Annotated in this window: 23 protein-coding genes and 2 pseudogenes; 10 read left to right on the forward strand and 15 right to left on the reverse strand. The window is 60.2% G+C overall.

Going from position 1 to position 25860, the window contains the following annotated elements; all coding sequences use genetic code 11:
* Nucleotides 1-81 precede the first annotated feature (81 nt).
* Nucleotides 82-1332: a glycosyltransferase family 2 protein gene (locus VDP61_RS04710; protein WP_323005794.1), complete on the reverse strand. Its 1251-nt coding sequence runs from the start codon at nucleotides 1330-1332 to the stop codon at nucleotides 82-84.
* A 5-nt stretch (nucleotides 1333-1337) separates the two neighbouring features.
* On the reverse strand, nucleotides 1338-2132 hold the full coding sequence (gene cysQ, locus VDP61_RS04715) for a 3'(2'),5'-bisphosphate nucleotidase CysQ (RefSeq protein ID WP_323005795.1): 795 nt from the start codon (nucleotides 2130-2132) through the stop codon (nucleotides 1338-1340).
* A 138-nt stretch (nucleotides 2133-2270) separates the two neighbouring features.
* Between cysQ and VDP61_RS04720 the strand changes: the two genes are divergently transcribed.
* Nucleotides 2271-3092, forward strand: coding sequence for an ABC transporter permease (locus VDP61_RS04720; RefSeq protein ID WP_323005796.1), 822 nt, complete (start codon nucleotides 2271-2273; stop codon nucleotides 3090-3092).
* A gap of 12 nt (nucleotides 3093-3104) precedes the next feature.
* Here VDP61_RS04720 and VDP61_RS04725 read toward each other — a convergent pair whose 3' ends face one another.
* The 10 genes and pseudogenes from VDP61_RS04725 to VDP61_RS04770 all read right to left on the reverse strand — a co-directional run bounded on the left by VDP61_RS04725 (nucleotide 3105) and on the right by VDP61_RS04770 (nucleotide 15328).
* A complete protein-coding gene (locus VDP61_RS04725) occupies nucleotides 3105-3638 on the reverse strand; it encodes a HutD family protein (RefSeq protein ID WP_323005797.1) in 534 nt (177 codons plus the stop codon).
* Nucleotides 3639-3646: 8 nt separating this feature from the next.
* Complete coding sequence (locus VDP61_RS04730) at nucleotides 3647-4807, reverse strand: DNA recombination protein RmuC (protein ID WP_323005798.1); 1161 nt, start codon at nucleotides 4805-4807, stop codon at nucleotides 3647-3649.
* The gene (mutL, locus tag VDP61_RS04735; protein WP_323005799.1) at nucleotides 4804-6642 is read right to left on the reverse strand and encodes a DNA mismatch repair endonuclease MutL; all 1839 of its coding nucleotides are present in this window, start codon (nucleotides 6640-6642) and stop codon (nucleotides 4804-4806) included. The genes VDP61_RS04730 and mutL overlap by 4 nt, the downstream gene beginning before the upstream one ends.
* Before the next feature lie 73 nt (nucleotides 6643-6715).
* Nucleotides 6716-8026 (reverse strand): pitrilysin family protein, encoded by a 1311-nt coding sequence (locus VDP61_RS04740; protein WP_323005800.1) that lies wholly within the window; start codon nucleotides 8024-8026, stop codon nucleotides 6716-6718.
* Nucleotides 8023-9387, reverse strand: coding sequence for a pitrilysin family protein (locus VDP61_RS04745; RefSeq protein ID WP_323005801.1), 1365 nt, complete (start codon nucleotides 9385-9387; stop codon nucleotides 8023-8025). Before VDP61_RS04745 ends, VDP61_RS04740 begins: the two co-directional genes overlap by 4 nt.
* A 110-nt stretch (nucleotides 9388-9497) precedes the next feature.
* On the reverse strand, nucleotides 9498-10013 hold the full coding sequence (locus VDP61_RS04750) for a DUF3035 domain-containing protein (RefSeq protein ID WP_323005802.1): 516 nt from the start codon (nucleotides 10011-10013) through the stop codon (nucleotides 9498-9500).
* A gap of 53 nt (nucleotides 10014-10066) precedes the next feature.
* Nucleotides 10067-10549, reverse strand: coding sequence for a signal peptidase II (lspA, locus tag VDP61_RS04755; protein WP_323005803.1), 483 nt, complete (start codon nucleotides 10547-10549; stop codon nucleotides 10067-10069).
* A gap of 1 nt (nucleotide 10550) precedes the next feature.
* Nucleotides 10551-12152: a bifunctional phosphoribosylaminoimidazolecarboxamide formyltransferase/IMP cyclohydrolase gene (gene purH, locus VDP61_RS04760; protein ID WP_323005804.1), complete on the reverse strand. Its 1602-nt coding sequence runs from the start codon at nucleotides 12150-12152 to the stop codon at nucleotides 10551-10553.
* A 27-nt stretch (nucleotides 12153-12179) separates the two neighbouring features.
* Nucleotides 12180-13918 (reverse strand): annotated as a pseudogene (locus VDP61_RS04765) (heparinase II/III domain-containing protein).
* Nucleotides 13919-14059: 141 nt separating this feature from the next.
* Complete coding sequence (locus VDP61_RS04770; RefSeq protein ID WP_323005805.1) at nucleotides 14060-15328, reverse strand: RsmB/NOP family class I SAM-dependent RNA methyltransferase; 1269 nt, start codon at nucleotides 15326-15328, stop codon at nucleotides 14060-14062.
* A gap of 152 nt (nucleotides 15329-15480) precedes the next feature.
* On the opposite strand from VDP61_RS04770, the gene VDP61_RS04775 reads away from it, so the two are divergent.
* Nucleotides 15481-15669: a DUF1674 domain-containing protein gene (locus VDP61_RS04775; protein ID WP_323006032.1), complete on the forward strand. Its 189-nt coding sequence runs from the start codon at nucleotides 15481-15483 to the stop codon at nucleotides 15667-15669.
* A gap of 21 nt (nucleotides 15670-15690) precedes the next feature.
* Here VDP61_RS04775 and VDP61_RS04780 read toward each other — a convergent pair whose 3' ends face one another.
* Nucleotides 15691-16329: a ChrR family anti-sigma-E factor gene (locus tag VDP61_RS04780; RefSeq protein ID WP_323005806.1), complete on the reverse strand. Its 639-nt coding sequence runs from the start codon at nucleotides 16327-16329 to the stop codon at nucleotides 15691-15693.
* A gap of 12 nt (nucleotides 16330-16341) precedes the next feature.
* Nucleotides 16342-16887 carry a sigma-70 family RNA polymerase sigma factor gene (locus tag VDP61_RS04785; protein WP_323005807.1) on the reverse strand — a complete coding sequence of 182 codons (546 nt, stop codon included), beginning with the start codon at nucleotides 16885-16887 and terminating at the stop codon, nucleotides 16342-16344.
* Between the two features lie 280 nt (nucleotides 16888-17167).
* Between VDP61_RS04785 and VDP61_RS04790 the strand changes: the two are divergent.
* The 4 genes and pseudogenes from VDP61_RS04790 to VDP61_RS04805 all read left to right on the forward strand — a co-directional run bounded on the left by VDP61_RS04790 (nucleotide 17168) and on the right by VDP61_RS04805 (nucleotide 20910).
* A pseudogene (locus VDP61_RS04790) lies at nucleotides 17168-18467 on the forward strand (NAD(P)/FAD-dependent oxidoreductase).
* A complete protein-coding gene (locus VDP61_RS04795; protein ID WP_323005808.1) occupies nucleotides 18464-19216 on the forward strand; it encodes a DUF1365 domain-containing protein in 753 nt (250 codons plus the stop codon). Before VDP61_RS04790 ends, VDP61_RS04795 begins: the two are co-directional and overlap by 4 nt.
* A gap of 218 nt (nucleotides 19217-19434) precedes the next feature.
* The gene (locus VDP61_RS04800; protein ID WP_323005809.1) at nucleotides 19435-20247 is read left to right on the forward strand and encodes a hypothetical protein; all 813 of its coding nucleotides are present in this window, start codon (nucleotides 19435-19437) and stop codon (nucleotides 20245-20247) included.
* Between the two features lie 3 nt (nucleotides 20248-20250).
* Nucleotides 20251-20910, forward strand: a complete 660-nt coding sequence (locus tag VDP61_RS04805; RefSeq protein ID WP_323005810.1) for a Fe2+-dependent dioxygenase — start codon at nucleotides 20251-20253, stop codon at nucleotides 20908-20910.
* Between the two features lie 80 nt (nucleotides 20911-20990).
* On the opposite strand, the gene VDP61_RS04810 is transcribed toward VDP61_RS04805, so the two are convergent.
* Entirely contained in the window at nucleotides 20991-23294 is a 2304-nt protein-coding gene (locus tag VDP61_RS04810) for a DNA topoisomerase IV subunit A (RefSeq protein WP_323006033.1), read from the reverse strand.
* 176 nt (nucleotides 23295-23470) lie between these two features.
* Here VDP61_RS04810 and VDP61_RS04815 point away from each other — a divergent pair, with 176 nt between their 5' ends.
* The 4 genes from VDP61_RS04815 to VDP61_RS04830 all read left to right on the forward strand — a co-directional run bounded on the left by VDP61_RS04815 (nucleotide 23471) and on the right by VDP61_RS04830 (nucleotide 25787).
* Entirely contained in the window at nucleotides 23471-24022 is a 552-nt protein-coding gene (locus VDP61_RS04815; RefSeq protein WP_323005811.1) for an SH3 domain-containing protein, read from the forward strand.
* Between the two features lie 63 nt (nucleotides 24023-24085).
* The gene (locus VDP61_RS04820; protein ID WP_323005812.1) at nucleotides 24086-24922 is read left to right on the forward strand and encodes an SDR family NAD(P)-dependent oxidoreductase; all 837 of its coding nucleotides are present in this window, start codon (nucleotides 24086-24088) and stop codon (nucleotides 24920-24922) included.
* A gap of 83 nt (nucleotides 24923-25005) precedes the next feature.
* Nucleotides 25006-25215 carry a twin transmembrane helix small protein gene (locus VDP61_RS04825; RefSeq protein ID WP_323005813.1) on the forward strand — a complete coding sequence of 70 codons (210 nt, stop codon included), beginning with the start codon at nucleotides 25006-25008 and terminating at the stop codon, nucleotides 25213-25215.
* Nucleotides 25215-25787 carry a cob(I)yrinic acid a,c-diamide adenosyltransferase gene (locus VDP61_RS04830; protein WP_323005814.1) on the forward strand — a complete coding sequence of 191 codons (573 nt, stop codon included), beginning with the start codon at nucleotides 25215-25217 and terminating at the stop codon, nucleotides 25785-25787. Before VDP61_RS04825 ends, VDP61_RS04830 begins: the two co-directional genes overlap by 1 nt.
* Nucleotides 25788-25860 lie beyond the last annotated feature (73 nt).

Genomic DNA, 25860 nt, shown 5'->3' on the forward strand with positions numbered 1-25860 from the left:
ACCCCTGCTTCACATCTAATTCGGGCATTATTTCGGCAAAAAGTTGACGGAATGGAAACAGTTCCCGGAAAAAATCGGAATTTACGGATTCCAGGCACATAATTCTGGCCCGATGGGGCGAAGCCTGGCAAGGCGCGCGATTTCTTGTGGCAAGCGCAATGTGATCGGTTGAAAACTGATTTTGTGCCCCGCCCGAAAAGTGTGGCCAAACCGGCCACCGCTTTGTTCCCACCAGCCGTCGGCGGTAAAGCGGTGGATGTGTGGGCGCACACCGCGTGAAAAGAGAAACAGGGTTACAATTTCGCCCTTGGCCCGCGCTGCCTTTGCCTCTGCCTCCAGAGCGGTGCGCTGCGTGGTCGGGCCAAACAACAGGCGGCCCTGACGCGGGCCCGTGTTTGGCAGGGCTGCAAAGGGATGTCGGGTCGGGGCAAGCGGGCTGCCGTTCAGGCCCGGCCTTTGCACGCCGGCGGCCTCTTGCGATTGGGCGATCTTGATGCCGTTGCGCAGCCCTGCCATCAGCCGCCGTACTGCGCTCGGTTCCAACGCGCCGCTGACCATGTGGCGGATCAGCCGGGCGTCTTGATGGGCGATGTGCCTGTCCAGGGCATCTGGGGTCAAACCGTGGCGGGCGGTAAACCGCGCGAGGCTGTATCCGATCTGGGTCAGGTCGGTTGGTACCCGGTCTTTGCGGCGGCGTGAGGAAGCCGCAAAACCGTGATGGACCACCGCATCGGGCACCACCGCCGTAAGCCCGCCATGGGCCGCAAGGCGCAGATTCACATCAGCCTCGTCCAGATAAAAGGCAAAGCCTTCGTCAAACCCACCAATGGCCAGAAGCGAATCGCGCCGAAATGCGCAATTGGTGCCTTGGGTTTTAAGGGTGCGGCGGGCGGTGCCGGGATGCAGGCTGATGCCGGGGCCGGGATCAAAGGGCTGGTCGAAACCATCGCCGTCAACCCACAGCGCCCGCCATTGCCAGGCAAGCCCCGATCGCCCCAAGACATAGCCACCCGCTGCCGTCACTTGAAGATCGGCGAAGGGGGCTGCCAGCCGCGACAGCCAGCTTGGCTCTGGCACGGCGTCATCATCAAGAAAGGCAACCACCTGACCTGCAGCCAGTTGCAGGCCGATATTGCGGGCAGCGGAAATATTGGCCTGATCGTATCTGACAAGTTTTATGGGCAAACCAAGCGTGCCGATGATCTGCGCCGATACCGGATCGGTTACAACGATCAGCTCAAAATCAGGATGATCCATCTGCGCCACCCCTGCCAAAGCCCGCATCAGTGCCGCCGGCCTATGGCGGCTTACGATGATAAGGCTGGTGGCCACAGGCGTCATTTCCTTAGCGTGACACCCGGCGCATAAGCGATGAAAAACGGGTTGTCCCAGCCGGGCTTGCCATAGGTCAGCGATGCATGCGTGTCAAAATACACCACCTGCCCACCCGCGCCGCGCAAGACGGCATCACCGGCTGCTGTGTCCCATTCCATTGTGCGGCCAAGCCGTGGATAAAGATCGGCCTCGCCGGTTGCAACAAGGCAGAATTTCAGGCTGCTGCCAGCCGAAGTCATGTCCCGCACGCCATATTTTCCGATATATGCATCGGTCGCGGCGTCGCGATGAGATTTGGAAGCGACGACCATCAACGCCTGATTGTCTGGGGTAGAGACGCGAATTTCACGGGCCGGGCCTGCACGGTCTTTCAAAAAACGGCCCGTTTCTTCGACCGCCTGCCCATCGGCGCGGGTATAGAACAAACGCCCTTTGGCCGGGGCATAGACCACGCCAAGGACAGGAACACCGTTTTCGACATAGGCGATATTCACGGTAAAATCGCCGCGCCGTTGCACAAATTCCTTGGTGCCATCAAGCGGGTCCACAATCAGAAACGTCGTGGCCCGCAAGGCGTGGCTGTCGGCTTGCTCTTCGGTGATCAGCGTCACATCGGGATAGGCGGCGCGTAAACCGGCGGAAATGATGGCGTCGGCGGCCTCATCCGCTTCGGTCACCGGGCTGGCATCTGATTTGGCGCGCACGTCAAAATCGGGTGCGGCATAGACCTCCATTATCTTGTCTCCGGCTTCCAAGGCCAGTTTCCGCATCAGCGAGACGAGGGGGGGGAAATCCATGATACGCTCCGTTTTGGCGGGCTGGTGGCAATATTGCCAAGACCCCTGAATCCCTTTATCATCTTTTGCTAAGGGATCGGCAAGATTTCCATGGTACAAAATTGACGAGGCCACCCGAGCGCAGAGGTAGGATTTAGGATGTTTCAACGCCAAACCCGGAAAAATCCGGTAAGCACTGCCTTTGGCATGTTGGAACTTATCTTTCACGCCACGGTTCGAAATGTTCGTAAAAACCACGGAAACCCGGTCATCGGGCTTATGCTGAACATTTTGCAGACCGTGATGCTGGTTGCGGTATTTTACTTGCTGTTCAAGGTCTTGGGGATGCGCAGAAATGCGATTCGCGGCGATTACCTTTTATATGTGATGTCGGGCATCTTCATGTATATGACGCATATCAAGGCGTTGTCGGCGGTTTCAAGCTGCGATGGGCCGACCTCGCCGATGATGAAACATGCGCCGATGAACACACTTGTTGCAATCAGTGCTGCAGCCCTGAGTTCGCTTTACACACAGGTTTTATCCGCGACCGTGGTGCTTTACGTTTATCACGCGGCCTTTCAACCCATAGAGTTCCATAACTTTCCCGGCACTCTGGGGATGCTGCTGCTATCGTGGAGCAGCGGGGCAGCCATTGGAACAATTTTGCTGGCGGCAAAGCCTTGGCAACCGGATGCCGTCAACATCGTCGCGCAACTTTATCAACGCGCGAATATGATCGCGAGCGGCAAGATGTTTGTCGCCAATGCGATGCCAAGCTCCAAGCTGGTGTTGTTTGATTGGAACCCGCTGTTTCACACGATTGACCAAGGGCGCGGCTTTATTTTTCTCAATTATCACCCGCATTACAGCAGCTCTACCTATCCGCTGAAAGTAACCTTGGTGCTGTTTGTCATCGGCTTGATGGCTGAAAACTTTACACGCAAACATGCGTCAGTCAGTTGGGGCGCCAAGCATTGACCAGGGGCCGTATCAGGTTGGTGATTCGAACAAGTGAATAGCTAAAACCTGTGCGCCTGTGACTGCCGCGTCGGGTGCATCAAAAAGAAAGTCATTCGGGGCAAGGCTGTATGGGCCAAATTGTGCCGGACCCAAAGTGAAAAGACAAAGCGTGGCGCCGGGCAGGGCGGCAAGGGGCGCATTGGCGACCACCTCTACCTTTGGTTTTTGCAGGGTCCTCATGGTCATCACGTTGAAATCGGTGGCCTTTCCAGTAACATTTTGTGCTGCCAGCGGGATGTCACCGGGAAAAGCCACTGGCATCAGTGCTTCGGCGCGAAAGCTGGCTGCGCCGATCAGGTCAAAGCCGGGGCCGTCAATGACGGTCAAATTGCGCTCAATGCCGGGAAGAAGCGAAAACGCGCCATCCTCGGTCACGGTCGCCATTGAAAACCGCCACAAAAAACCGTCACCCGGTGCCGATTTGCGCATGATTTCTATCGTCAGCCCGCGCCCATTGATCCAAGGCATCTCGGTGTAATCTTTGCGGGTAAGGTGGCGGGTCATCTTGGATGTCATGTTGCGGTTTGCCCCGTAATAGCGGCCGGTGTTGGCTCGGGAGATAATTCTTCAAAGTCGAAATTGTCCAGTCTGGCGGCGCGTTTGCCCGCACGTTCTGCGGCCGTACCGATCCCGTCCAGGTCGATGCGGGCCTGGTTGAAATGAGTGTTCAGCTTTTCTACCCGGCCAACGACCAGTTCGACATCACGGTGCAGCAACCGCAAAGTGGCACGGATTGCCCCGGCCTGTTCACGCATCCGCGCATCTTTCAGCACCGCCCGCATCGTGTTCAGGGTCGCCATGCATGTTGTCGGTGAGACAATCCAGACCTTGGCCGAAAACCCGTCGCGCACCAGTTCGGGGAAATTGGCGTGCAACTCGGCATAGACCGCCTCTGAGGGCAGGAACATCAGCGCGCCATCGGCGGTTTCACCTTCCAGAATGTATTTTTCGGCAATAGCCTTGATATGCGCACGCACCGAAACCCGCATGAAGCGCGCTGCCTCGGTCTGTTCCGAGGGCGAGCCCGCGCGGCGCAGGGCCTCATAGGCCTCCAGCGGGAATTTGCTGTCGATGACAATCGGGCCGGGCGGGTTAGGCAGGTGGATCAGGCAATCGGCGCGCTTGCCGTTCGACAATGTGGCCTGCATTGTATAGGCATCCGGCGGCAGCGCCTTGTGGACGATATCATTCAGCTGGATTTCGCCAAAAGCACCGCGGGTCTGCTTGTTTGATAAAATATCCTGCAAACCCAATACGTTGCCGGATAGTTTTTCGATATTGGCCTGCGCTTTGTCGATGGTTTCCAGCCGTTGCTGCAATTCCCCCAAGCTGCGGGCGGTACGGGTCGAGGTGCCTTGCAAGCTTTCGGTCATGCCGCGCTGCACCTCACTTAGCCGCTTTTCCATCAGTTGCAGCATGGCGGTTTGGCTGTGGGCTTGGGTTTCCGAGACGTGATGCAACCCGCCCGCAAGCCGTTCCTGCCCTTCGGACAGGTTTTGGACGCGCTGGCCAAGCCAGCCCATTTCGCGCATCAAAGGTTCGGCAGCCTTGGCCGACTGCCCGGCGGCGCGCAAGATCAGCAGGAAAAACACCAGAACCACAAGGCTGGCCCCCCCGATGATTACCACCAAAGGATCGTTCCACTGATAGGTTTGCCCAGCGATTTCTATCATCTGCGCCCGAACAGCTTTTCAATATCGGCCAATTTCAATTCCACATAGGTGGGGCGGCCGTGGTTGCATTGGCCAGACAGCGGGGTCGCCTCCATTTCACGCAGCAGGGCGTTCATCTCCTCGGCCCGCATTTGCCGCCCGGAACGGATGGAGCCGTGGCAGGCCATACGCGACAAAACCGCATCAATCTTGCCCTGAAGCCGATCTGAACTGCCAAGGTCCGACAGGTCATCAAGGATATCACGCAGCAGCGCTGCAGCATTGATACGGCCAAGCACGGCCGGGGTTTCGCGCACGGCAATCGCGGTGCCGCCAAAACCCTCTATCACGAGGCCAAGCTGTGCAAGATCGGGGGCCAGATCAAGCAGGCGGGCGGTATCGGACGCAGACAGGTCTATGATGTCAGGAATCAGCAGGGCCTGCGCTGCAATGCCTTTGCTGGCGCGCTCGGCCTTCAACCGTTCATAGACCAGCCGTTCATGCGCAGCGTGTTGATCAACGATAACCACACCGTCGCGGGTTTGGGCGATGATGTAGTTTTCATGCACCTGCGCCCGCGCCGCCCCCAGGGGTTGGGCCGTATCGTCGGGGCTGATTGGCTGCGCCTCAAACCGGGCCGAAGGTGCTTCGTCAAAAGCCAGCGGGGCGGGGGCGGGCGCCTGATAGGCATAAGCGCGCGAAATTGCGCCCGCTGAAGGCCGATCCATTTGATAGATGCGTGGCGCTGTGCCCGCCCCCGGCTGAAACGCGCCCAGCGTTTCCGCACCCACGGTTGATGAGGCACGATGCCCCGCCTCGGCCAATGCGTGCCGCAATGTTGAAACGATAAGGGCGCGGGCCAAGGCGGGGTCACGAAACCGCACTTCGGATTTCGCGGGGTGGACGTTTACGTCAACGTTTTGGGGGTCACATTCGATATTCAGCACCGCCGCCGGGTGCCGGTCCCGGCTGAGCACATCCATATAGGCAGCACGCAACGCCCCCCACAGCATCCGGTCCTGCACCGGGCGACCGTTGACAAACAGGTATTGCGCCGCCGAAGAGCCGCGTGAATAGGTCGGCAACGCGGCATAACCAACAAGGCGCAGCCCGTCACGGCTATGGTCAATCGGCAGGGCATTATCGGCAAAATCACGGCCCAGAACGGATGTGATGCGGCCATGCAGGGCATCGAAAAAATCGCCTGAAACCGGGTCGGCGCGAAACATGACCCGCGATTCGCCGTTTGAAACATCGCGCAGGGTAAAGCCGACCTCGGGCTCGGCCAAGGCCAGCCGTTTGATCACTTCGGCAATCGCCTGCGCCTCGGCCCGGTCTGTGCGCATGAATTTCAGTCGGGCGGGGGTGGCGTAGAACAGGTCGCGCAACTCGACAATGGTGCCCTGACTTAACGGGGTTGGGCGCACCGGGCCGATGCGACTGCCGGATACGGCAATCATCATGCCGTCGCGACCCGCCGGGCGGGAACTGATGGTCAACCGCCCGACCGCGCCCAAGGAGGGCAGCGCCTCACCCCGAAAGCCAAAGGAATGGATGTTCAGCAGGTCGCTGCCGTCAATCTTGGAGGTGGCGTGGCGCGACAAGGCAAGCGGCAGATCTTCTGCGGTCATTCCGCAGCCGTCGTCACTAACGCGAATCAGGGTCTTGCCCCCATCGGCATAGTCGATGCTGATCCGGCCTGCGCCGGCATCCAGCGCGTTTTCCACCAGTTCCTTTACCGCAGAGGCGGGACGCTCCACCACCTCACCCGCAGCAATCCGGTTGATCGCGGCTTCATCCAACTGGCGGATGATGGGGCGCGAGTGCGCGTCTATGTTGGGGGTGGCTGCGTTCATACCACCATTTCTAGCATGATGGCGCGGCGCTGGCCACCATTGGGACAGGGTTATCCACCGTTTTTATCGGCGGTCAGGGGGTGGTCTTTAGTCCTTCTGGCTGGCCGACAACGACGAAATGCAAAGCCTCGGGTTGCAACAGACGTTTGGCAACTTTGGCGATGTCGTCCAGCGTCACCGCCTCGATCTTGGCATTGCGGGTTGTGGCATAGTCGATCGGCAAGCCGTCGGCCTGCATGCCAACAAGGATACGCGCAATGCGGGCGTTGCCATCAAAGCGCAGCGGGTAAGAGCCGGTGAGATAGGTCTTGGTTTTTGCCAACTCCTCGGCGGAAACGCCATTATCATATAGGCGGCGCCATTCGGCCTTTACGATCTCGATCGCCTCGGCCGTGGTGGCGTTGGCGCTGGAAAACTGGCCGACCATGGTTTCGGCATGATCCATCGGCGAAAGAAAGCTGCCGATCCCATAGGTCAGCCCGCGCTTGTCGCGCACTTCGGTCATCAACCGGGCTGTGAAACGGCCTCCGCCCAGAATTTCATTCAGAATATAGGCGGGAAAGAAATCAGGATCGTCGCGCTTGATACCTTGATGGCCGAAAAAGATCACCGATTGCGGGCCGGGAAAATCTACTACGGTCACGCCCCCCTCCAGCGCCCAATCGGCGCGTTTGGGCAAGGGGGCCCCTGTGGCAGGCAGGGCAGACAAAAGCGTGTCAAGCAAAAGGCCAAGCTGCTCGGCGCTGATATCGCCGGTGGCGGCCACATAAATCCGATCACGGCCAAAGGCGCCTTTGAACGCGCCGACAATATCGGCCCGGCTAAGGCTGGCAACGCTTTCCGGGGTTCCATCGCCGTCGCTGCCATAGGGATGTGTGCCATAGGCCAGACGGTCAAACCTGTTGGCCGCGATGCTTTCAGGGTTTTTCATATTTGACTGGATGCTGGATAAAACCTGACCGCGCACCCGCTCTACCGCCTCGGCGTCAAAGCGCGGCTCGGTCAGGGCAAGGCGCAGCAAATCGACCGCCTCATCGCGGTTTTCGGTCAGGAATTGGGCCGAGACACCGATGCCATCCGTGCCTGCGCCAAAGCTGAACCGCGCGGCAAGGGCGTCGCGGGCCTTGGCAAAGCCTTGCGCATCAAGATCGCCGGCACCCTCTTCCAGTAACCCGGTCATCAGATTCACGACGCCGCGCTGGTCGGCGGGGTCAAGCGAGGTGCCGCCGCGAAACTGGATTTCCAGCGCGGTAAACGGGATTTGATGATCCTCGACCAACCATGCGGTAATGCCGCCGGGCGAGATTACCTTTTGAATTGGCAACTCGGCCTGCGCAGGCAGGGCCAGGGCAAGAAGGGCGGCAAAGAAAAAGCGTATGATCATTGGTTTACCCCGCTTTTGGTGTCGTCATTGCTATCATCCTTGCGTTGCAGCCAGCCGGTTACGGCGTTGTCGCGATTCAAAACCTCATGCGCTGCGGCCATAACATCTTTGGGCGTGACGGCCTGCAACAGATCGGGCCATGCCTGCACATCGGCAACGGTCAGCCCACTTGTCAGGGCGGCCCCATATTCGCGCGCCAGCCCGTTTACGTTGTCGCGGGCATAGACTTCATCTGCACGCAATTGACGTTTGATGCGATCAAAGGCGGTTTGATCGACGCCATCAAGCAAGAATTGTGCCAGCACCGCATCAACGGCAGCTTCCAGATCGACAAGCGAGGTATCGGGCGTGGGAACGGCAACAAAGCCAAAATCACTGACATCCAGCGATAACCCATCATAGAACGCGCTGGTATACACCGCCTTGGGGGCCTCGCCGAATTGCAGGGCGCGGGCCATCAGCGAGGTGGTCGAACTGCCGCCCAACAGCTCTGCCAGAAAGGTCAAGGCGGCGGCCTTTTCTTGCGCGCCGCTGTCGCGTTCAGGGGCCAGATAGCTGCGAATTACATAGGGTTGCGCGACGCGGGCATCGGCCATCGCCAAACGCCGTTCCGCCAGTTGCGGCGGCTCGGTGGGGCGGGTGCGGGGGCCAAGGCCGGGGGTGGGCAGGATGGGGCCATAATGTGCCTTTGCCATCGCCTTCACCTCATCCGGGTTCACATCACCGGCGACCACCAGAATCGCATTGTTGGGGGCATAATAGGTTTTGTAAAACGACAAGGCATCTTCGCGGGTCAGGGCCTCGGCCTCATGTTTCCAGCCGATGACGGGGGTGCCGTAGGGGTGGTTCAGATATTGCGCGGCGCGGCGCTGCTCGCCGAAAAGCGAGCCGGGGTCGCTGTCAGTGCGTTGGGCGCGTTCCTCAACGATGACGGCGCGTTCGGTTTTCACATCATCTTCCGACAGGATCAGCCCGCGCATGCGGTCTGCCTCCATTGACATCATCAAATCAAGCCTGTCAGTGGCAACCCTTTGAAAATATGCGGTATAATCGTAAAAGGTAAAGGCGTTGTCATCGCCGCCCTGCGCCTCGACGGTTGCCGAAAATTCGCCGGGGGCCATGGTTTTTGTACCTTTGAACATCAGATGTTCCAGGAAATGCGCGATGCCGGATTTGCCGCGCGGCTCATCAGCGGAACCGACCTTGTACCACATCATATGGGTCACGACCGGGGCGCGGTGATCTTCGATCACAACCGCCTCAAGCCCGTTTTCCAGGGTGAAAGTGGTCACCGTGTCGGCATGGGCCGAGGATGCATACAGCACCCCCAAAGCAAGTGGCAGCAACAGGTTACGCAGCATCGGTATCCTCCGTTCGGCATACCGGACTACACCTAAACACAGCATCGGTCAGGTCAAGCCATCTTGACGCGGAAGTGAAGCGACCACGCGAAGCTGTTTTGCCCCGAACCTTACGGTGGGGGGGCCGACACCGTGCGCACACCGCGCTGGCGCCATTTGCCCAACTCTGCGTGTTTGTTCAGCGATTCGCGCTTATAGGCTTTGAAATAGGTATTCACATTGAACAACCGTTCAAGAATGCGCCCCTTGTTGTCGCGGCGGTATTCCAGATCGGCCGCCGCAAGCTCTGGCCGGATAGCAGCGGCACGGCCATAGCGTGACGCATGATTCACAATCGCATAATCGCCCGCCGGAACACCGGTGCCTTCACGCAAGCGACCACCCAGGGCCAAGGCAATATCGGCCTCGGGGTTCGGGTCGGTCAGGTTGCTGCCGCCAAGCGTCGGTGCCGGCAGTGCCTTGAGGTCTTCGGGCAATTGCAGCGGCTTGGGCGGAAGAATGGCAAATTCATCCGGGCCATCGCCTGTGGCCTGCAGGTTCATCAGATGCGGTTCGCCATCACCGCAGGCTGCCAGCGTCAGCATCGCGGCAACCGCGAGTGCCAATACCCCTTTTCCTGCAAGCATTTCCGCCTCCTTCAAACAATTCGTCCCCTGTTTAGCCCAAACTAATCGGCGCGTCACGGGGTCTTTCGCGTCTTAGTCTTGCTGTCGGCGGCAAAAATAACAAGCCCCGCCGCGCCGGCAAAGATTGCGATATCCGCCACATTGAACGCATAAGGGTTTTCAAAGCCACAGCAAGACATATTCAGAAAATCAGCAACGGCGCCATAGGCAAGGCGATCAATCACGTTACCCAAGGCCCCGCCGATCAGAATACCGGCTGATATCTGGGCCAGATTCGGTTGCTGTGTGCGCGCCATCCAGCGCCAGACCCATGCGGTAATGGCCAGCGAGACGGCGACAAGCACCCAACGCATGATGTCGGAATTATGCGCAAACAGGCCAAAATTCACGCCTTTGTTCCATGCCATGCGAAAGGTCAGATAGGGTGGCCATATCGCCATATCCCCGACTTCACGCAGGTTCAGGCCGAAAACCACAGCCAGTTTGCTGGCCTGGTCCAGAATGAGAATTATCAGGGCGGCCCAGAAAATGCGCATATCAGTGCCGGAAATGCCGCTGGCCGGTAAAGACCATGGCAAGGCCCGCAGCATCAGCTGCCGCGATCACCTCATCATCGCGCATCGACCCGCCGGGTTGGATTATTGCCGTTGCCCCGGCTTCTGCCGCCGTGATCAGGCCATCGGCAAAGGGAAAAAAGGCGTCTGAGGCTACGACCGCGCCGCGTGTCAGTGGCGCAGAAAGCCCCATCGCTTCGGCCATATCCTGCGCTTTGCGGGCCGCGATGCGGGTGCTGTCAACGCGGCTCATCTGCCCTGCGCCGACGCCGACGGTCGCGCCATCCTTGACATAGATGATCGCGTTGGATTTGACGTGCTTTGCCACGGTCCAAGCCATCAGCAGGTCGCGCATTTCCGCATCGGTTGGCGCGCGTTTGGTCACAACCCGCAAATCGGCAAGCGTCACATTGGCCGCATCGCGGTCTTGCACCAGAAACCCGCCCGCCACCTGCCGAAAGGCAAGGCCGGGTGTGGTGGCGTCGGGCAGCGTGCCCGTGGTCAGCAGCCGCAGGTTTTTCTTGCCCGCAAACACCGCACGAGCGGCGTCATCGGCATCGGGGGCAATTACCACCTCGGTAAAGATTTCGACGATCTTTTCGGCGGTTGGGCCGTCAAGTGTCTGGTTCAGCGCGATAATTCCACCAAAAGCCGAGGTGCGGTCGCAGTCAAACGCGCGCTGATAAGCTTCGGCCAGTGTCGCCCCCATCGCCACACCGCAGGGATTGGCGTGCTTGATGATGGCGCAAGCCGGGCCTTTGCCCAGAAATTCCGCAACCAGCTCAAACGCGGCATCGGTATCATTGATGTTGTTGTATGACAGTTCTTTGCCCTGCCATTGTTTCGCGGTTGCCACGCCAGGGCGGTTTGATCCGTCGGTATAAAACGCCGCGCGTTGATGCGGGTTTTCGCCGTAGCGCAGGGTTTGCGCCAAGGTGCCGGCAAAGGCGCGGCGGCGCGGCGCTGGCATATCCAGCGCGCCGCCCATCCAGTTCGAGACAGCCGCGTCATAGGCGGCGGTGCGGGCATATGCGATTTGCGACAGGCGCTGACGGAAGGCGTAGGAGGTGGCACCGTCATGCGCTGCCATTTCGGCCAGCAGCGCCGCGTAATCTTCGGGATCGGTGACCACATTCACAAACGCATGGTTTTTGGAGGCCGCGCGAATCATTGCTGGCCCGCCAATGTCGATATTCTCGATGCAGGTGTCATAATCGGCACCTTTGGCAACGGTCGCTTCGAATGGGTAAAGGTTGACGACCAGCAAGTCGATCGGCGCGATTCCGTGGGTCTTCATGGCTGCGTTGTGCTCGGCGTTGTCGCGCAGGGCCAGCAAGCCGCCATGTACCATCGGGTGCAGGGTTTTGACGCGCCCGTCCATCATTTCTGGAAAACCCGTCACTTCGGCCACATCGCGCACGGGCAGGCCCGCCGCACGCAGCGCTGCCGCCGACCCCCCGGTTGACACCAGATCCACCCCCTGCGCCACCAGCGCTTTTGCCAGATCAATCAGCCCGGTCTTGTCCGAAACAGACAAAAGTGCGCGTTTGACGGGAACAAGATCGGCAGCATTTTCGGCGGGCATGGGCAAATACCTCTGGGCAGTGTTGGGTCAGACCTGGATCGGAAAATCATCACGTTCCAGATCGCGGATGGCCAGCGGAGTATCCTGTGCTTTCGCCAAGGTCCAGCCAATCACGGCATCATAGGCGGCAACATGGCCGGAAAGTACGATTTGTTTTGACGCACGCGGGTTCAGCCGCCCCTTTTTCAAGATAGACCGAGGGTTCAAGCGACAGCCCCCGCGAGCCGGAGTGGCGGAAAATCCAGATTTCTCCGCTTTTCAGCGCCAATGACACCGCGTTGCCGCCAAGATCAATCGCGGCATCAACATCGGGGTGCAGGTGAAAGCGGATGGCAAAGCGAATCTCGGCATCGGCTTTGCGGGCCATGACGCTGGCAAGGCGGGCGCGGTCATCGGCAGAAATGGCGCGCAGCTCATCTTGCCCGCCAAGATGGCGGCCGTCATGCGATAAAATCAGCAGCCGTGCATGGGTCAGCCCGTGGGTTGCAACCCAACCGTCATGCGCAAGGCGCAGCAGATGGCCCTCGGCGGTTTCGGTCGGGCGTGATTGGGTAACATGGGCACGGTCGGCCATTATCTCGGGCGTGCCACGGTTCAACCGGCTAGAGGAATAGCCCTCGACAGACAGGGTCGAATGGCTGGGTGTGGCGCGGCCGGCGCGGTGCCATTCGGGCCCAAAAGGCGCGCCAGAGCCACAATTCACGACGACAGGCCGACGCCCGGATGTCAATTCAAACGCTTGGGTAGAGGCATGGGCCGAAGCCCCTGCGCGCCCCCCCCGGCGGATCGGCAGCATCAATGATGACCGAGGTTCGCCCCCCCGACAGGCGCAAGAACCCCATGGCGGGGCCGTTGCCGGGGGCCGCCCTGATGCCCGATGCCGCCAGTGCGTGGTCAAGCCGCCCTTCCATCCCGCGCCCACCGCCATGAAACCGGGCAAGGGCGCCATCGGAATGACGCAGACTGCGCAAGGTGGGGGCAATGCGTTCAATCGCGGCGCGGTGGGCCTGTGGCACGGTTTGCCCCGCCTGGCCCAATGCCTGAGCCGCCCAGGTCAGCAAGGTGAACACCTCAAGCAACTCTTCGGGGTTGCGCGTGGGCAACCCGCCATATTGGTCAATCTCGGCTTCACATTCGCGGGCCAGGGCCGCCACGGCCGGGGCGACCACGCGTTCCATCCCGGTCAGCGCCAGGCCGGCATATATAAGCCCCGTCAGTGCCTCGAACCGTGGCAGGCCAGGGGCCGAGGCCTGCCAGCGCCGCGACAGGAACATGGTTTGCGCCGAGACCACCTTGAAATAGGCGCGGGTATCGGCAGGGCTGCGCCCATTCATCAGAAGCAGTGCGTGGTTGATCCAGCGGATCAGCCGCCGCCCCGTCAGGTCCGGGGTCCAGCCCGGCCCTTTGCCCTTGCCAAAGCGCGTAATCCAGCCCCAGGTCCAGTCTTGTGCGCGGGATTTGGCGATGGGGTCACCCACGGCCGCCAGATCATCCAGCCAGGCAAAGCCATGCGCCTCGGTCCAGAATTTCGGCGCTGATGCCGGTGCGTCCCACAACAGGGTGCCGGGGGCCTCAACCAAATGCCCAGCCAGCAAAAAATTACCGGCGATCAATTGCTTGCCTCTGGCATACAGCCCGATGCTGCGGGGTTCAGGTTGCGACACAAACCCTGTTGCGGCATGGCTGTGGGATGCGCGCCAAGCCGCAAGCCGGTTCTGCCAGCGCGTTAGTCGCGCCGCGAACCCATCTTCACGCGGGTGAGCCAAGGTGCCTCATCTTTACTGCCACTCAATTATTCGCCCGGTTCTTGGCATTCGCCCGGCCGTGGGCGCGCGCCCGGTTTTGGGTCTGCTTTCGGGGGATCATAGCGGCGCAGGCCTGCGCTGTCACCGCCAATTGAACATCCGTCAAACAGGAAGCCGGAGTCGTGCCATGAAAAACCCATCCATTCCGCCCCTCTCGGCCCAATAATCAGGGCGCAGGCGTAAACCACCAGCCGATGTGATCCATTCGGGGGGGATGCCTTGCAGGGTTGGCGGCTCTACCGTCAGGCCGGGGTGGCGAGCAAGGGTGGCGGCCAGTTGGTCCTCGCCTTCCTCGGGCAGCAGCGAGCAGGTACAAAACACCAGCCGCCCGCCGGGCTTTACGAAACTTAGCGCCTTGTCGATCAGGGCGGTTTGCAGGGCAACCAGTGCCGGAAGGTCGCCAGCATCTTTGATAAAGGCCAAGTCCGGGTGGCGGCGCAGGGTGCCGGTGGCCGAACAGGGCGCATCCAGCAGCACCGCGTCAAACAGCGCGGGGGGCTGCCAATGCAAGGCATCGGTGGCGATAACCTCGGCGTGCAGCCCGGTGCGGGCAAGGTTTTCGCGCAAGCGCAGCAGCCGGGGCGACGAGATATCAAGCGCTGTCACCTGCGCCCCCGTGGCCGCAAGTTGCAGGGTTTTACCGCCGGGGGCAGCGCACAGATCCAGCACCGTCTCGCCTGTTGTTGCGCCCAAAAGCTGCGCGGCAAGGCTGGCGGCGGCATCTTGCACCCACCAATCGCCGCTGGCAAAGCCGGGCAGGTTGGAGACTTGCGTGGCCTGTGCCAGCCGCATGCTGCCGTTGGGCAGGGCGATAGCGCCCTCAATTTCCGGCATTGCGGATTTGGGGGTCAGGTCCAGCGGCGGGGTTTGGCTGTGCACTGCTTCAATCGCGCAGACCACATCCCGGCCCCACAGATGGACCAGCGGTTGCCGCAACCATTGCGGCATGCGTTGCGGCGGCAGTTTGGCAAAGGGCGTTTGCGTAGCCGCCACTTTACGCAGCACGGCATTGGCCAGCCCTGAAAGATGCCCGGTGCGGTTGCCCCGGCTGACCAGATCGACGATGGCGTTCACCACGCCATGCGCAGCCCCGCCGTCAACCGCCAGTTCCACCACGCCAAGCCGCAAAGCGTTCAGCACAAAATCGGGCGGTGATTTGCGCAGATAGGGTTTCAGCACCCGATCCGCCTGTTCAATATGCCGCAGGGTGGTCAGCACCAGCCGTTGCGCGCGGGCCCTTTCCGATGGCGGCAGCTTGGCCAGCGGGCCATCCGGGGCATCCAGCGCCTGGCCTAGTTGCTGGCCCTCATCCAGAACCGCACCCAAAAGCGTAACCGCCGCGCCGCGTGCTGCTGTTCCATCCACTGCCATCGTGCCGCCCCCAAAACTGTCGCAGTTGCCTGCCGGTCCTGTGCCGCCTATATCAAAGCCATTGCCCAGACAAGGAACCCTGTATCATGCCAACCGATGCCCCGTTGCCCGCAGACGCCGATCTGCCACTCGCCGATCTGCCACCCGCCGATCTGCCACCCGCCGATCTGCCACCCGCAGTCCTGCCACCCGCAGCCCAGCGCGCGCTGGCCGAAGCCGCCGCGCGCCGCAAACTTGCCGACGCTGCCGAAAGGTTGCCAGCAGAGTTGGGCGGGCGCACCGGCCCCGAACCCGTGCGCTATGGCGACTGGGAAAGAAAGGGTATTGCTGTCGATTTCTGAAACCTGCAGCCCGCGACGCGGTTAAATCCGGAAAAACGGCTGCGCCAGACGCGGCAGCAGTGCATTGAAGCGCAAAGGCGCATCGGTCGCGGCAAGGCAGATGCAATCTTCGCCGGCCTCGGCAATCGGCTGATGGTTCAGGTCTTCATTGGCTATTTCAAGATCACCGCGCCCGAACCGGGCAACCTTATCATGAAAAGCGCCTTGCAAAACCAAGGTAAGCTCGGTGCCGCGATGCCCGTGGTCGGGAACTTCCTGACCCGCCGGAATATACAGCAGCCGCGCGGTTGCCGCCTTGTCGGTCGGTAAAATCGCTTGCCGCACCCCCATGCCCAGCGACCGCCATTTGACCGCCGCCAGACCGCCGCCCACATAGTCCATCAGCGGCGCGGGCAAGATCTTGTTGCTTTTACGCGGCGGCACATGCGGCGCGGGCTGTGTCAGCTTTGCAAGGGTGGCGGCAAGGCTGCCGTTGGCCATCGCGACCGTCTCGCAACTGTCCAGCAAGACGCCGCCAACTGTATCGAACGCCCCCAAACGCGCCTTGCATTCATCGCAAAGCGACAGGTGAACGGCAAGCACAAGATTGAAGGCCTCGGGCAGGACCCCCGAAGAATAGGCCATCAAAAGCGGGTCGGATATGTGGTGGCGGATGGTCATGGGCAAACCTTTTCAGCTCATCTTGTGGCGCAGGCGGTCAAGCGCCAGCCGAATACGGGATTTGATGGTGCCAAGCGGCAAGCCGGTTTCTGCGGCAATTTCGCTATGGGTCAGATCACCGAAATAGGCGCGCTCTATCAAGTCACGCTGCTTTTCGGGCAAAAGCGCCAGCGCCTCGCCCAGACGTTGTGTCTCTTGGCTCAGTTCCAGCACGTCATGCTGATCCGGTTCGGCTTCTGGCCCCCAAGGCAACTCTTCTGGTTCTGGCCGGCGCGACTTGCGCAGTGCGTCAATCCGGCGGTTGCGGGCAATGGTGAATATCCATGTTGCGGCAGAGGCCCGCGTCGGATCAAAGAGATGCGCCTTTTGCCAAAGCGTCGCCATGACATCTTGCGCGCATTCCTCGGCCAGGCTGGCACTGGCCCCGGATTTCATCAAAAACCCTTTGATGCGGGGGGCGAAATGCTGAAACAGGGCCGCAAATGCAGCTTTGTCGCCGGAGTCGCGGACCCGGATGATCAGCGTTTCCCAGTTCTCCTGCTCAACATCACCCGACACAAATCGCCCTTTCTGGCGCAGCAATGTTGCCGCACCTCGGGCAGCATAGGGCTGCGGCGGGGGGCATGCATCAGGTTTTTCATGGCTAAGGGTATCTAACATACACCTTTTACGCAGCGCGGCGGGTGGTGGATCACCCGACCACCTGATTTTTTGGCAGGGAAGGCAAAGCGACGTGATTGCGTGGCGTAAATGATCCAGTTGCGCCCCGCAATCGTAACCAGCCCAATACCCAAGCCTCGACCAATTGTCGGGCGCGGGCAAAGTGACAGGAGAATTCATAGCATGCCATTCGACGCCACCCCCCCCCGCCCCCCGACGTATTGCCGTGATCGGGGGGGGGCATTTCCGGCATGGCGGCTGCGCATCTGCTGTGCGCCGATCATCAGGTCGTGTTGTTTGAGGCGGAAAAGCGGCTTGGCGGCCATGCCCGCACGGTTTTGGCAGGCAAGCGCGGTGATCAGCCGGTCGACACGGGGTTTATTGTCTTCAACCAAGCGAACTATCCCAATCTCGTGGGCCTGTTTGACAGGCTGGGCGTGCCGACGGCCAAAAGTGACATGAGCTTTGGCGCCTCTATTGGTGGGGGGCGGTTTGAATACGGGTTTCGCAACTGGCAAGGGCTGCTGGCGCAGAGACGCAACATCATCAGCCCGCGCTATTGGGGCATGCTGCGCGATATCTTGCGGTTCAATGCGCAGGCCGAAGCGCTGGCGGGCAATGGGGAAATGACCATCCGCGATTTTCTGGCAAGGCTGGGGGCGGGCGATTGGTTTCGTGATTACTATCTGCTGCCACTTTCCGGGGCGATCTGGTCTACGCCAACGGCGGGGATTCTGGATTTCCCGGCCCGCGCGATGATCGACTTTTTCAAGAACCACGCATTGCTTGGGGTGACCGGGCAGCATCAATGGTATACGGTGCAGGGTGGTTCTGTCGAGTATGTGCGCCGGGTGCAGGCGGCTTTGGCGCAGGCGGGGGTTGATTTGCGCCTTGATGCCCCGGTGGCGGCGGTGCGGCGCGAAGCGGGGCGCGCGTGGGTGCGGGCCAAGGGCGGCGAATGGGAAGGATTTGATGAGGTGATCTTTGCCACCCATTCCGATGACAGCTTGCGTCTGTTGGCGGACCCGACGCCAACCGAGGCCGCCCTTCTGGGGGCAATCCGCTATCAGCCCAATGATGTGATCCTGCATTCCGATCTCACGATGATGCCAAAGCGGCGCGCGGCCTGGGCGTCTTGGGTCTATGTCGAAGGCGCTGGGCCACGCCCCGACCGCATAGACCTGACCTATTGGATGAATTCCCTCCAGCCGATCCCGATGGATGACCCGCTGTTTGTCACGCTGAACGCCAATCGCCCAATACGGCAAGAGCTGATCCACGATCAGGTGACGTTTCGCCATCCGGTCTATGATCTGGGTGCATTGGCGGCGCAAAAGGCGTTGCGGGCAGGCAATGGCGCAAAGGCCACATGGTTTTGCGGTGCATGGATGCGCAACGGTTTCCATGAGGATGGCTTTGCCAGCGCGGTTGATGTGGTCGATGCCATGCGCGCGCAGCAAGCATTGGCCGCCGCATGAACCGGGCCGAATATATCGCAGGCCAGACTTTTCACGGCAGGCGGGGCGCGGTTGAAAATGCGTTTCGCTATGGTGTCGATTATGTGCTGCTGAACCCTGATGATACCCGAATGCCGTGGCTGTTTTCGCGCAACCGCGGCAACCTGACCTCGCTATGGGACAGCGACCATGGCGGCGTGCCAAAACAGGGCAGGGGGGTGGCATGGCTGCGTGAGGTGTTGGTGGCGCATAACCTGCCCGGCCATGAATCCGTGCTGCTGCTGACGCAACCGCGCGTTTTGGGCCATGTGTTCAACCCGGTATCTTTCTGGCTGTGCCATGACGCTGCGGGCGCGCTGCGGGTGGTGGTTGCCGAGGTCAGCAATACCTTTGGCGATCGCCATTCCTATCTGTGCCACCGTCCCGATCTGGGGCCGATCACCCGCCAAGACCGCATCACCGCGCAAAAGATTTTTCACGTTTCCCCCTTTCAGCCGGTGTCGGGCAGCTATGAGTTTCGGTTCGATATCACCCCTGAACGCATCGGGATCTGGATTGATTTTACCAGCGGCAACGGCGGGATGATGGCCACCCTGACCGGCCCCCGCGCGCCGCTGACCAATGCGGCCATTCTGCGTGCTTGCCTGCGCCGCCCGTTCGGGTCGCGCCGGGTGCTGGCGCTGATTCATTGGCAGGCGCTGAAGCTGTGGGTCAAACGGGCGCCGTTCTTCACCCGCCCCGAACCGCCCGAACAAGATGTCTCCAGGTGAGCGTGGGTGTGCTTTGTTGCTGCGCTATCGCCGCAGCGAGGCTGGTAATGCCGCTTCACGCGCCAAAACCTTGCGCTGATAGGCCTATGCTGTGTCTTTGGTCGTGCTGCTGATGCATCATAGGCTTGCGGCCCATGATGCGGTTTTTGACTTTGTGTTGACGGGTCTGCGTGAAAGGTTTATTCCCGACTAAAACACTAAACAAAGCGAGGCCTATGATGACAAAAACTCCTCCCCGACCCGTTTCGCCCCGTCAATGGACCGGGCTTTTACTGACGACAACGGCGCTGGGTGCCAGCGTGCTTGGCGCCGAGGCCCGGATTGCGCCGCCTGCGGGGGCAACTGATCAGACAGTCTGGCTTGCCCAGGCCGAGGGTGGTGAGGGCGGCGAAGCCGGAGCGGTGGCAGGGGTGGACGCCGATACCGCCTATCTGGTGCGGCTTGCCATCGTCGAGGGGCATTTGCTGGCCGCTGCGGCGCTTTACAAGGCGGGAATGGTGGATGATGCGATCGGGCTGTCATATCACCCCGAAGCCGAGATGATGGACGATGTGCGCAGCACGCTTGCCGCGCATGGGCGGGATGATTTCACGCCCTTGATGCTGGCGTTTTCGACAGCAATGGAAGACGGCGCAACTGTGGACGCTATGCAGACGGCGCTGGCGGCGTTTCAGGACGAGGTTGATGCTGCAATTATTGCCGATTCACCCGACGCAAAAAAGCGGTTTGCGGTGGCCGTGGCCGTGCTGAAAGCCGCCGCTGCGGAATATGCGGGCAGCATCGAGGGCGCAGAAGTGACCGATGTACTGGCCTATCATGAGGCGCAGGCCTTTGTGCAGGTGGCCCGCAACCTGCTTGCCGGGCCGCAGAATGATCCGAAAGTGGCCGATCTTGCGGCGCGTGCCCTTGCCGCGATGGAAGCGGCTGACGCGGCGTTTGGCGCGGCAAATGGTGCATTTGTGGCCAATGATCCGGCGATCTTGCTGGCGGTGGCCGCGCGGGTAGAGCTTGTCAGCTCGCAGGTGCGGTAAGCGATGTTTCTGGCGATTGAAAAAGTGATTGATCCGGCGGTGGTTGCGGTGCTGCGCGATGAGGCGGCCGGGCTGGCGTTTGAGGATGGGGCCAAGTCGGCGGGGCGATTTGCGCGCGAGGTCAAAGCGAATGATCAGGCCGCGCCCTCTGACGCGCGCGATGCCGTGCTGGCGGCTGCGGGGCGGGCGTTGCAGGCCAACCCGCTGTTTGTGGCGGCTGCCAGACCAAAGGGGATGACACCGCTGATCCTGTCGCGCTATCGCAAGGGGCAAACCTATGGCTTGCATGTCGATGATGCGTTGATGGGCAATGTGCGAACCGATATTTCCTTTACGCTGTTTCTGTCCGAGCCTGATACCTATGAGGGCGGGGCATTGATCATCGAGGACAGTCTTGAAGCGCGGGCGGTGAAGCTGGCGGCAGGATCGGTGTTCTTGTACCCTTCGACCACCTTGCACCGGGTTGAACCTGTCACATCGGGCGAGCGGCTGGCGATTGTCGGCTGGGTACAAAGCCGCATCCGACAGGCCGCCCAGCGTGAAATCCTGTTTGATCTGGACCGCGCCATTGCACAGTTGCATGCGGAGGCGGGCAAGTCAGAGATGTTCGACACCCTGTGCAAAACGCGGTCAAATCTGCTGCGGATGTGGGCCGAGACATAAAAGACCTTGCAGGCAATCTGCACCCGATTGCCTGCAAGTAAAACCGATCGGCACTTGATAAAACGCGCGCCGACCTGTTGTTAATTGAAGCGGTTGTCGCGTGGAAAGCCGCGTGGGGCCATGCGGCCTGCAGTGGCGCGTTTTGCCAGCCATTCCTCCAGGTTCGTTTCCGTGCGGGTGCGGCCAGCCGGGTCTTTCCAGCTTAGACCCTCGGACAGGGTGAAGGTGGTGGCATCGGACAAGCCGCCATCCTTGTACTTTTGCAACCTAACCCCTTTGCCTTTGGCCATTTCGGGCAGTTCATCCAGTGCAAAAACCAACACCTTGCGGTTTTCACCGACCACCGCGATGTGATCGCCCTGCGCCAATTTGCACACGGCGGTCTTGGCGGTTCCGCGCAAGCTTTGTACTTGTTTGCCGGTCCGGGTCTGGGCCACAACCTCATCCGTCGGACAGATGAAACCATCCCCATCGGAGGAGGCGACAAGCAGTTTTTTGCCGGGCTGGTGGATCATCAAATCGACAATTTCCGCCTCATTCGGCAGGTCGACCATCAGGCGAACAGGTTCACCCATGCCGCGCCCGCCGGGCAGGTTGGCACCCAAAAGCGTGTAGAAACGCCCATTGCTGCCGACCAGAATAATGCGATCGGTGGTTTCGGCATGGAACAAAAAGCGGCCTTCGTCGCCGTCTTTGAACTTGGCTTCGGTATCAAGGGCCGCGTGGCCTTTCATCGCCCTGATCCACCCCATTTTGGAGCAGATCACGGTAATCGGTTCGCGCTCGATCATCGCGTCATAGGGTACTTCTTCAACCTCGCCCGCCTCGGCAAATGTGGTGCGGCGGGTGCCTTTGACCCAAGAATGGCCAAAGGTTTTTTGCACATCCTTCAGGTCGGCACCGATCCGTTTCCATTGCAGGCGCGGGTCTGCCAGCAGGTCTTCAAGGTCGGCGCGCTCTTTCATCAAGGTGTCACGTTCTGCGATCAGCTCCATCTCCTCAAGCTTGCGCAAGCTGCGCAGGCGCATGTTGAGGATGGCTTCGGTTTGCACCTCGGAGAGTTCACCGTCAGCCACCGGGGGCGAGACATAATCGCGTTCCGACATCGCGCGGGGGTGTGATTTGCCCCAATCTTCGGACATCAGCGCGCGTTTCGGGTCTGCGTCATAGCGGATGATGTCAATCACGCGGTCAAGGTTCAGGAAGGCGGTGATGAAACCTTCGAGCACCTCCAGCCGGTGGTCGATCTTGGCCATTCTGTGCTGGCTGCGGCGTTGCAAGACATCACGGCGATGGTCAAGAAACGCACGTAAAACCTCTTTCAGGCTGCATACTTTGGGGGTGCGGCCATCAATCAGCGTGTTCATGTTCAGGCTGAACCGCAGCTCAAGGTCTGAGCTTTTGAACAGCATACCCATCAGCATGTCGGGATCAACCGCGCGGGTCTTGGGTTCGATAATCAGGCGAACATCATCGGCGGATTCGTCCCGCACATCGCCAAATATCGGAATTTTCTTGGTGTTGATCAGCTCAGCCAGTTTCTCGATCAGCTTGGATTTCTGGACCTGATAGGGAATTTCGGTGACGACGATCTGCCATTGGCCGCGGCCCAGATCTTCGACCTGCCAGCGGGCGCGCAAACGAAACGAGCCGCGGCCAGTGCGGTAGGCGTCCAATATATTGCTGGGCGGCTCCACTATCACGCCGCCGGTGGGGAAATCGGGGCCGGGAACAAAACCAACCAGCGCATCATCGGAAATATCCGGGTCTTTGATCATCGCGATGCAGGCGTCAATCAGCTCATGCAGGTTATGCGGCGGGATGTTGGTGGCCATGCCAACCGCAATGCCCGAAGAGCCATTTGCCAGCAGATGCGGAAAGGCGGCGGGCATGACCACGGGTTCTTCCAGCGTGCCATCATAGTTGGGCCGGTAATCAACGGCGTTTTCCGTCAGCCCTTCCATCAGCTTTTCGGCAATCGCCGTCAAACGCGCCTCGGTGTAACGGCTGGCGGCGGGGTTATCACCGTCGATATTGCCAAAGTTGCCCTGGCCATCAACCAGCGGATAGCGCATGTTGAAATCCTGCGCGAGCCGGGCCATTGCGTCATAAATCGCCATATCGCCATGCGGGTGATAGTTGCCCATCACATCGCCGGAAATCTTGGCCGATTTGCGAAAGCCGCCCGTGGGCGACAGCTTCAACTCTCGCATCGCATAAAGGATTCGGCGGTGCACCGGCTTTAGCCCATCACGGGCATCGGGCAAGGCGCGGTGCATGATGGTCGATAGCGCATAGGTCAAATACCGCTCGCCAATGGCGCGGCGCAGGGGTTCCGATACGGTGATCGGCTGGGTATTGGGCTCATCAGAGGATTTTGTCATGGGGGCTATGTAATCGGGCAGCGCGATACGGTCCAGCCGAAAGCGATGCTGCGTGCAAAAGCAAATGTTAAGAAATTTCTTCGCCAAGGGAACTTTTGCGTATTTTGGCGCGTTGAAAAATGGCATGATGAAGCGATTGAGTTATTGCACATAAATGAAATTTCAGGGGGGTGAATATGATCAAGTTAACAGTGCTGTTGGCTGTCGGTATGTTTTTAACCTTGCTGATTGGTGGAGAAGATAATGGTCAGACCCGACAAGGCCTTGTAGGCGTGACCACTGCCCCAGCCATTGAACGCCCGGTGCTGCGCCAGGCCAGCGCCAAGCCAATGGCGCAAACCCCGACAAAACCAGAGCCTGAGGCAGACCTGCTTGCGGCCAGCTTTTCCCCCGTGATCGTGCAACCCCCCCCGTTTTCGGCGATTCCCGGTGCATTTACAGTGTCGGGCACGGTTTCGGGTGTGTCTGTTGCTGCGGTTGAACCTGTAACGTCCCAAGCCGCGCCTGCAGATGATATGCCGATCATGTATGTCAACGCGCGGTCGGTGAACGTAAGGGGCGGGCCTTCGACTGAGTATGAGGTGGTGGGGCGTCTGAGCCGCGCTGAGGCGGTGACTGTGCTCTCGGCCGCCGAAGATGGCTGGGTGCGGATCAGCATTGAGGGCGACGGGCTGGAAGGTTTCATCGCCGCGCGCTTGTTGTCCGATACCGACCCTGCTGCCAACTGAAGCGCGATTGCGGCGCGGGGCGTTTTTCGGTAGGGCTGCGGTTGAGTAAAAGAAGGCCGCACCATGCCCCCCAAGTCGATCTTGATAACTGGTTGTTCATCCGGCATTGGGCTTGATGCTGCGAAAACGCTGCAAACGCGTGGTTGGCGTGTCTTTGCAACCTGCCGCGCCGAGGCCGATTGCAAGCGGCTGCGCGATGAGGGGCTGGAAAGCTTTCGGTTGGATTATGACGATGCCGACAGCCTGAAAGCCGCTGTTGCAGAGGTGGCGGCGCGCACCGGCGGCACGCTGGACGCGCTGTTCAACAACGGTGCCTTTGCGATTCCCTGCGCCTATGAAGACCTGACGCGCGACGCGTTCCGCGCAATTTTGGAAACCAACCTGATCGGCTATCACGATCTGACCAGCCGCGTCCTGCCGATGATGCGGGCGCAGGGGCATGGGCGGATTGTGAACAATTCGTCCGTTCTGGGCATGGTTGGGTATCGCTGGCGCACCGCCTATGTCGCAACCAAATTCGCGCTGGAAGGGATCACCGATGTTCTGCGACTGGAGTTGCGCGGCACAACTATCCATCCGATCCTGATCGCACCGGGGCCGATTACGACGAAGTTCCGCGACAATAGTGCGTTGCGGTTCAAGCGCTGGGTAAAGTGGGAATCCTCGGCCCATCGCGCCCAATATGCCGAGGTGTTGGCGCGGTTTGAGGCGAGTACAGGGCCAGACAGGTTTGAACTGCCCGCCTCGGCAGTCACAAACAAGCTGATTCACGCGCTGGAAAGCCCGCGACCCAAGGCGCGGTATTATGTGACCGTGCCGACCCATATCATGGGGATTGCGCGGCGGGTTTTGCCGGTAAGGGCGTTGGATTGGGTGCTTGCAGGCGGCAAGGGGCGCTAAAAGACATTTCGCCACAGGCTTTTTTTTCCTTCGCTTTTCGCCCGCGCCCGCTTACATCCTTTCTAAATCAAAAGGGACAGACCATGCTTAGCGACCCGCTTTTCATACTTGCCGCGATTGCTTGCCTTGGCGTTTTGGTCATCTTGATGCTTGGCATCGGGAATTTTGGCCGAGGCGGTGCGGGCGGCGCCAAACGATCCAACAAGCTGATGCGCTATCGGATTTATGCGCAGGCGGGCGCGGTTGCTTTGATCATATTGTTTGTCTGGTTGCGTAGCATGGGGGCGCAGTAATGGTTGTTTTGTCAAAGATATATACACGGACGGGTGACAAGGGCGAAACGGCGCTGGGCAACGGCGACCGGGTGGCCAAACATAGTCTGCGCGTTTCGGCCTATGGCACGGTGGATGAGACGAACGCCGCGATTGGCATCGCGCGATTGCACAGTTCGGATGAGATGGACCTCGCGCTGGCGCGGGTGTCGAACGACATGTTCGATCTTGGGGCCGATCTGTGCACGCCCGATCGCGAAAATGACGAAACGGCGCCTTACCCACGGTTGCGCATCATCGATTCGCAAGTGGATCGGCTAGAGGCCGAGATTGACGCGATGAACAGCCGGCTGACGATATTGCGCAGCTTCATTCTGCCAGGGGGCACCGCCTTGGCCGCACATTTGCACCAGTGCCGGACAGTGTGCCGGCGCGCCGAGCGGCTGACGGTAGAGCTGGCGGTGGTTGAAGATGTGAACCCTGCGGCGGTGAAATACCTGAATCGGCTGTCGGATTGGTTTTTCGTCGCGGGGCGAATTGCCAATAATGACGGCAAGGATGATGTGCTTTGGGTGCCGGGCCTGACGCGCTAGGGCCGGATTCCGGCTTTTTGGCCGGGGAATGGCCACCGAAAATCAGTGCCGCGACAAAACGCGGCGTGTGTTG

The sequence above is a fragment of the Pseudorhodobacter sp. genome (assembly GCF_034675685.1).
Classification (GTDB): domain Bacteria; phylum Pseudomonadota; class Alphaproteobacteria; order Rhodobacterales; family Rhodobacteraceae; genus Pseudorhodobacter.

What these genes read in the sequence shown, in the direction of transcription:
- cysQ (WP_323005795.1), bottom strand. Translation starts at nt 2,132, where the DNA reads ATGGATTTCCCCCCCCTCGTCTCGCTGATGCGGAAACTGGCCTTGGAA.
- VDP61_RS04720 (WP_323005796.1), top strand. Translation starts at nt 2,271, where the DNA reads ATGTTTCAACGCCAAACCCGGAAAAATCCGGTAAGCACTGCCTTTGGC.
- VDP61_RS04725 (WP_323005797.1), bottom strand. Translation starts at nt 3,638, where the DNA reads ATGACCCGCCACCTTACCCGCAAAGATTACACCGAGATGCCTTGGATC.
- VDP61_RS04730 (WP_323005798.1), bottom strand. Translation starts at nt 4,807, where the DNA reads ATGATAGAAATCGCTGGGCAAACCTATCAGTGGAACGATCCTTTGGTG.
- mutL (WP_323005799.1), bottom strand. Translation starts at nt 6,642, where the DNA reads ATGAACGCAGCCACCCCCAACATAGACGCGCACTCGCGCCCCATCATC.
- VDP61_RS04740 (WP_323005800.1), bottom strand. Translation starts at nt 8,026, where the DNA reads ATGATCATACGCTTTTTCTTTGCCGCCCTTCTTGCCCTGGCCCTGCCT.
- VDP61_RS04745 (WP_323005801.1), bottom strand. Translation starts at nt 9,387, where the DNA reads ATGCTGCGTAACCTGTTGCTGCCACTTGCTTTGGGGGTGCTGTATGCA.
- VDP61_RS04750 (WP_323005802.1), bottom strand. Translation starts at nt 10,013, where the DNA reads ATGCTTGCAGGAAAAGGGGTATTGGCACTCGCGGTTGCCGCGATGCTG.
- lspA (WP_323005803.1), bottom strand. Translation starts at nt 10,549, where the DNA reads ATGCGCATTTTCTGGGCCGCCCTGATAATTCTCATTCTGGACCAGGCC.
- purH (WP_323005804.1), bottom strand. Translation starts at nt 12,152, where the DNA reads ATGCCCGCCGAAAATGCTGCCGATCTTGTTCCCGTCAAACGCGCACTT.
- VDP61_RS04770 (WP_323005805.1), bottom strand. Translation starts at nt 15,328, where the DNA reads ATGGCAGTGGATGGAACAGCAGCACGCGGCGCGGCGGTTACGCTTTTG.
- VDP61_RS04780 (WP_323005806.1), bottom strand. Translation starts at nt 16,329, where the DNA reads ATGACCATCCGCCACCACATATCCGACCCGCTTTTGATGGCCTATTCT.
- VDP61_RS04795 (WP_323005808.1), top strand. Translation starts at nt 18,464, where the DNA reads ATGAACCGGGCCGAATATATCGCAGGCCAGACTTTTCACGGCAGGCGG.
- VDP61_RS04800 (WP_323005809.1), top strand. Translation starts at nt 19,435, where the DNA reads ATGACAAAAACTCCTCCCCGACCCGTTTCGCCCCGTCAATGGACCGGG.
- VDP61_RS04805 (WP_323005810.1), top strand. Translation starts at nt 20,251, where the DNA reads ATGTTTCTGGCGATTGAAAAAGTGATTGATCCGGCGGTGGTTGCGGTG.
- VDP61_RS04810 (WP_323006033.1), bottom strand. Translation starts at nt 23,294, where the DNA reads ATGACAAAATCCTCTGATGAGCCCAATACCCAGCCGATCACCGTATCG.
- VDP61_RS04815 (WP_323005811.1), top strand. Translation starts at nt 23,471, where the DNA reads ATGATCAAGTTAACAGTGCTGTTGGCTGTCGGTATGTTTTTAACCTTG.
- VDP61_RS04820 (WP_323005812.1), top strand. Translation starts at nt 24,086, where the DNA reads ATGCCCCCCAAGTCGATCTTGATAACTGGTTGTTCATCCGGCATTGGG.
- VDP61_RS04825 (WP_323005813.1), top strand. Translation starts at nt 25,006, where the DNA reads ATGCTTAGCGACCCGCTTTTCATACTTGCCGCGATTGCTTGCCTTGGC.
- VDP61_RS04830 (WP_323005814.1), top strand. Translation starts at nt 25,215, where the DNA reads ATGGTTGTTTTGTCAAAGATATATACACGGACGGGTGACAAGGGCGAA.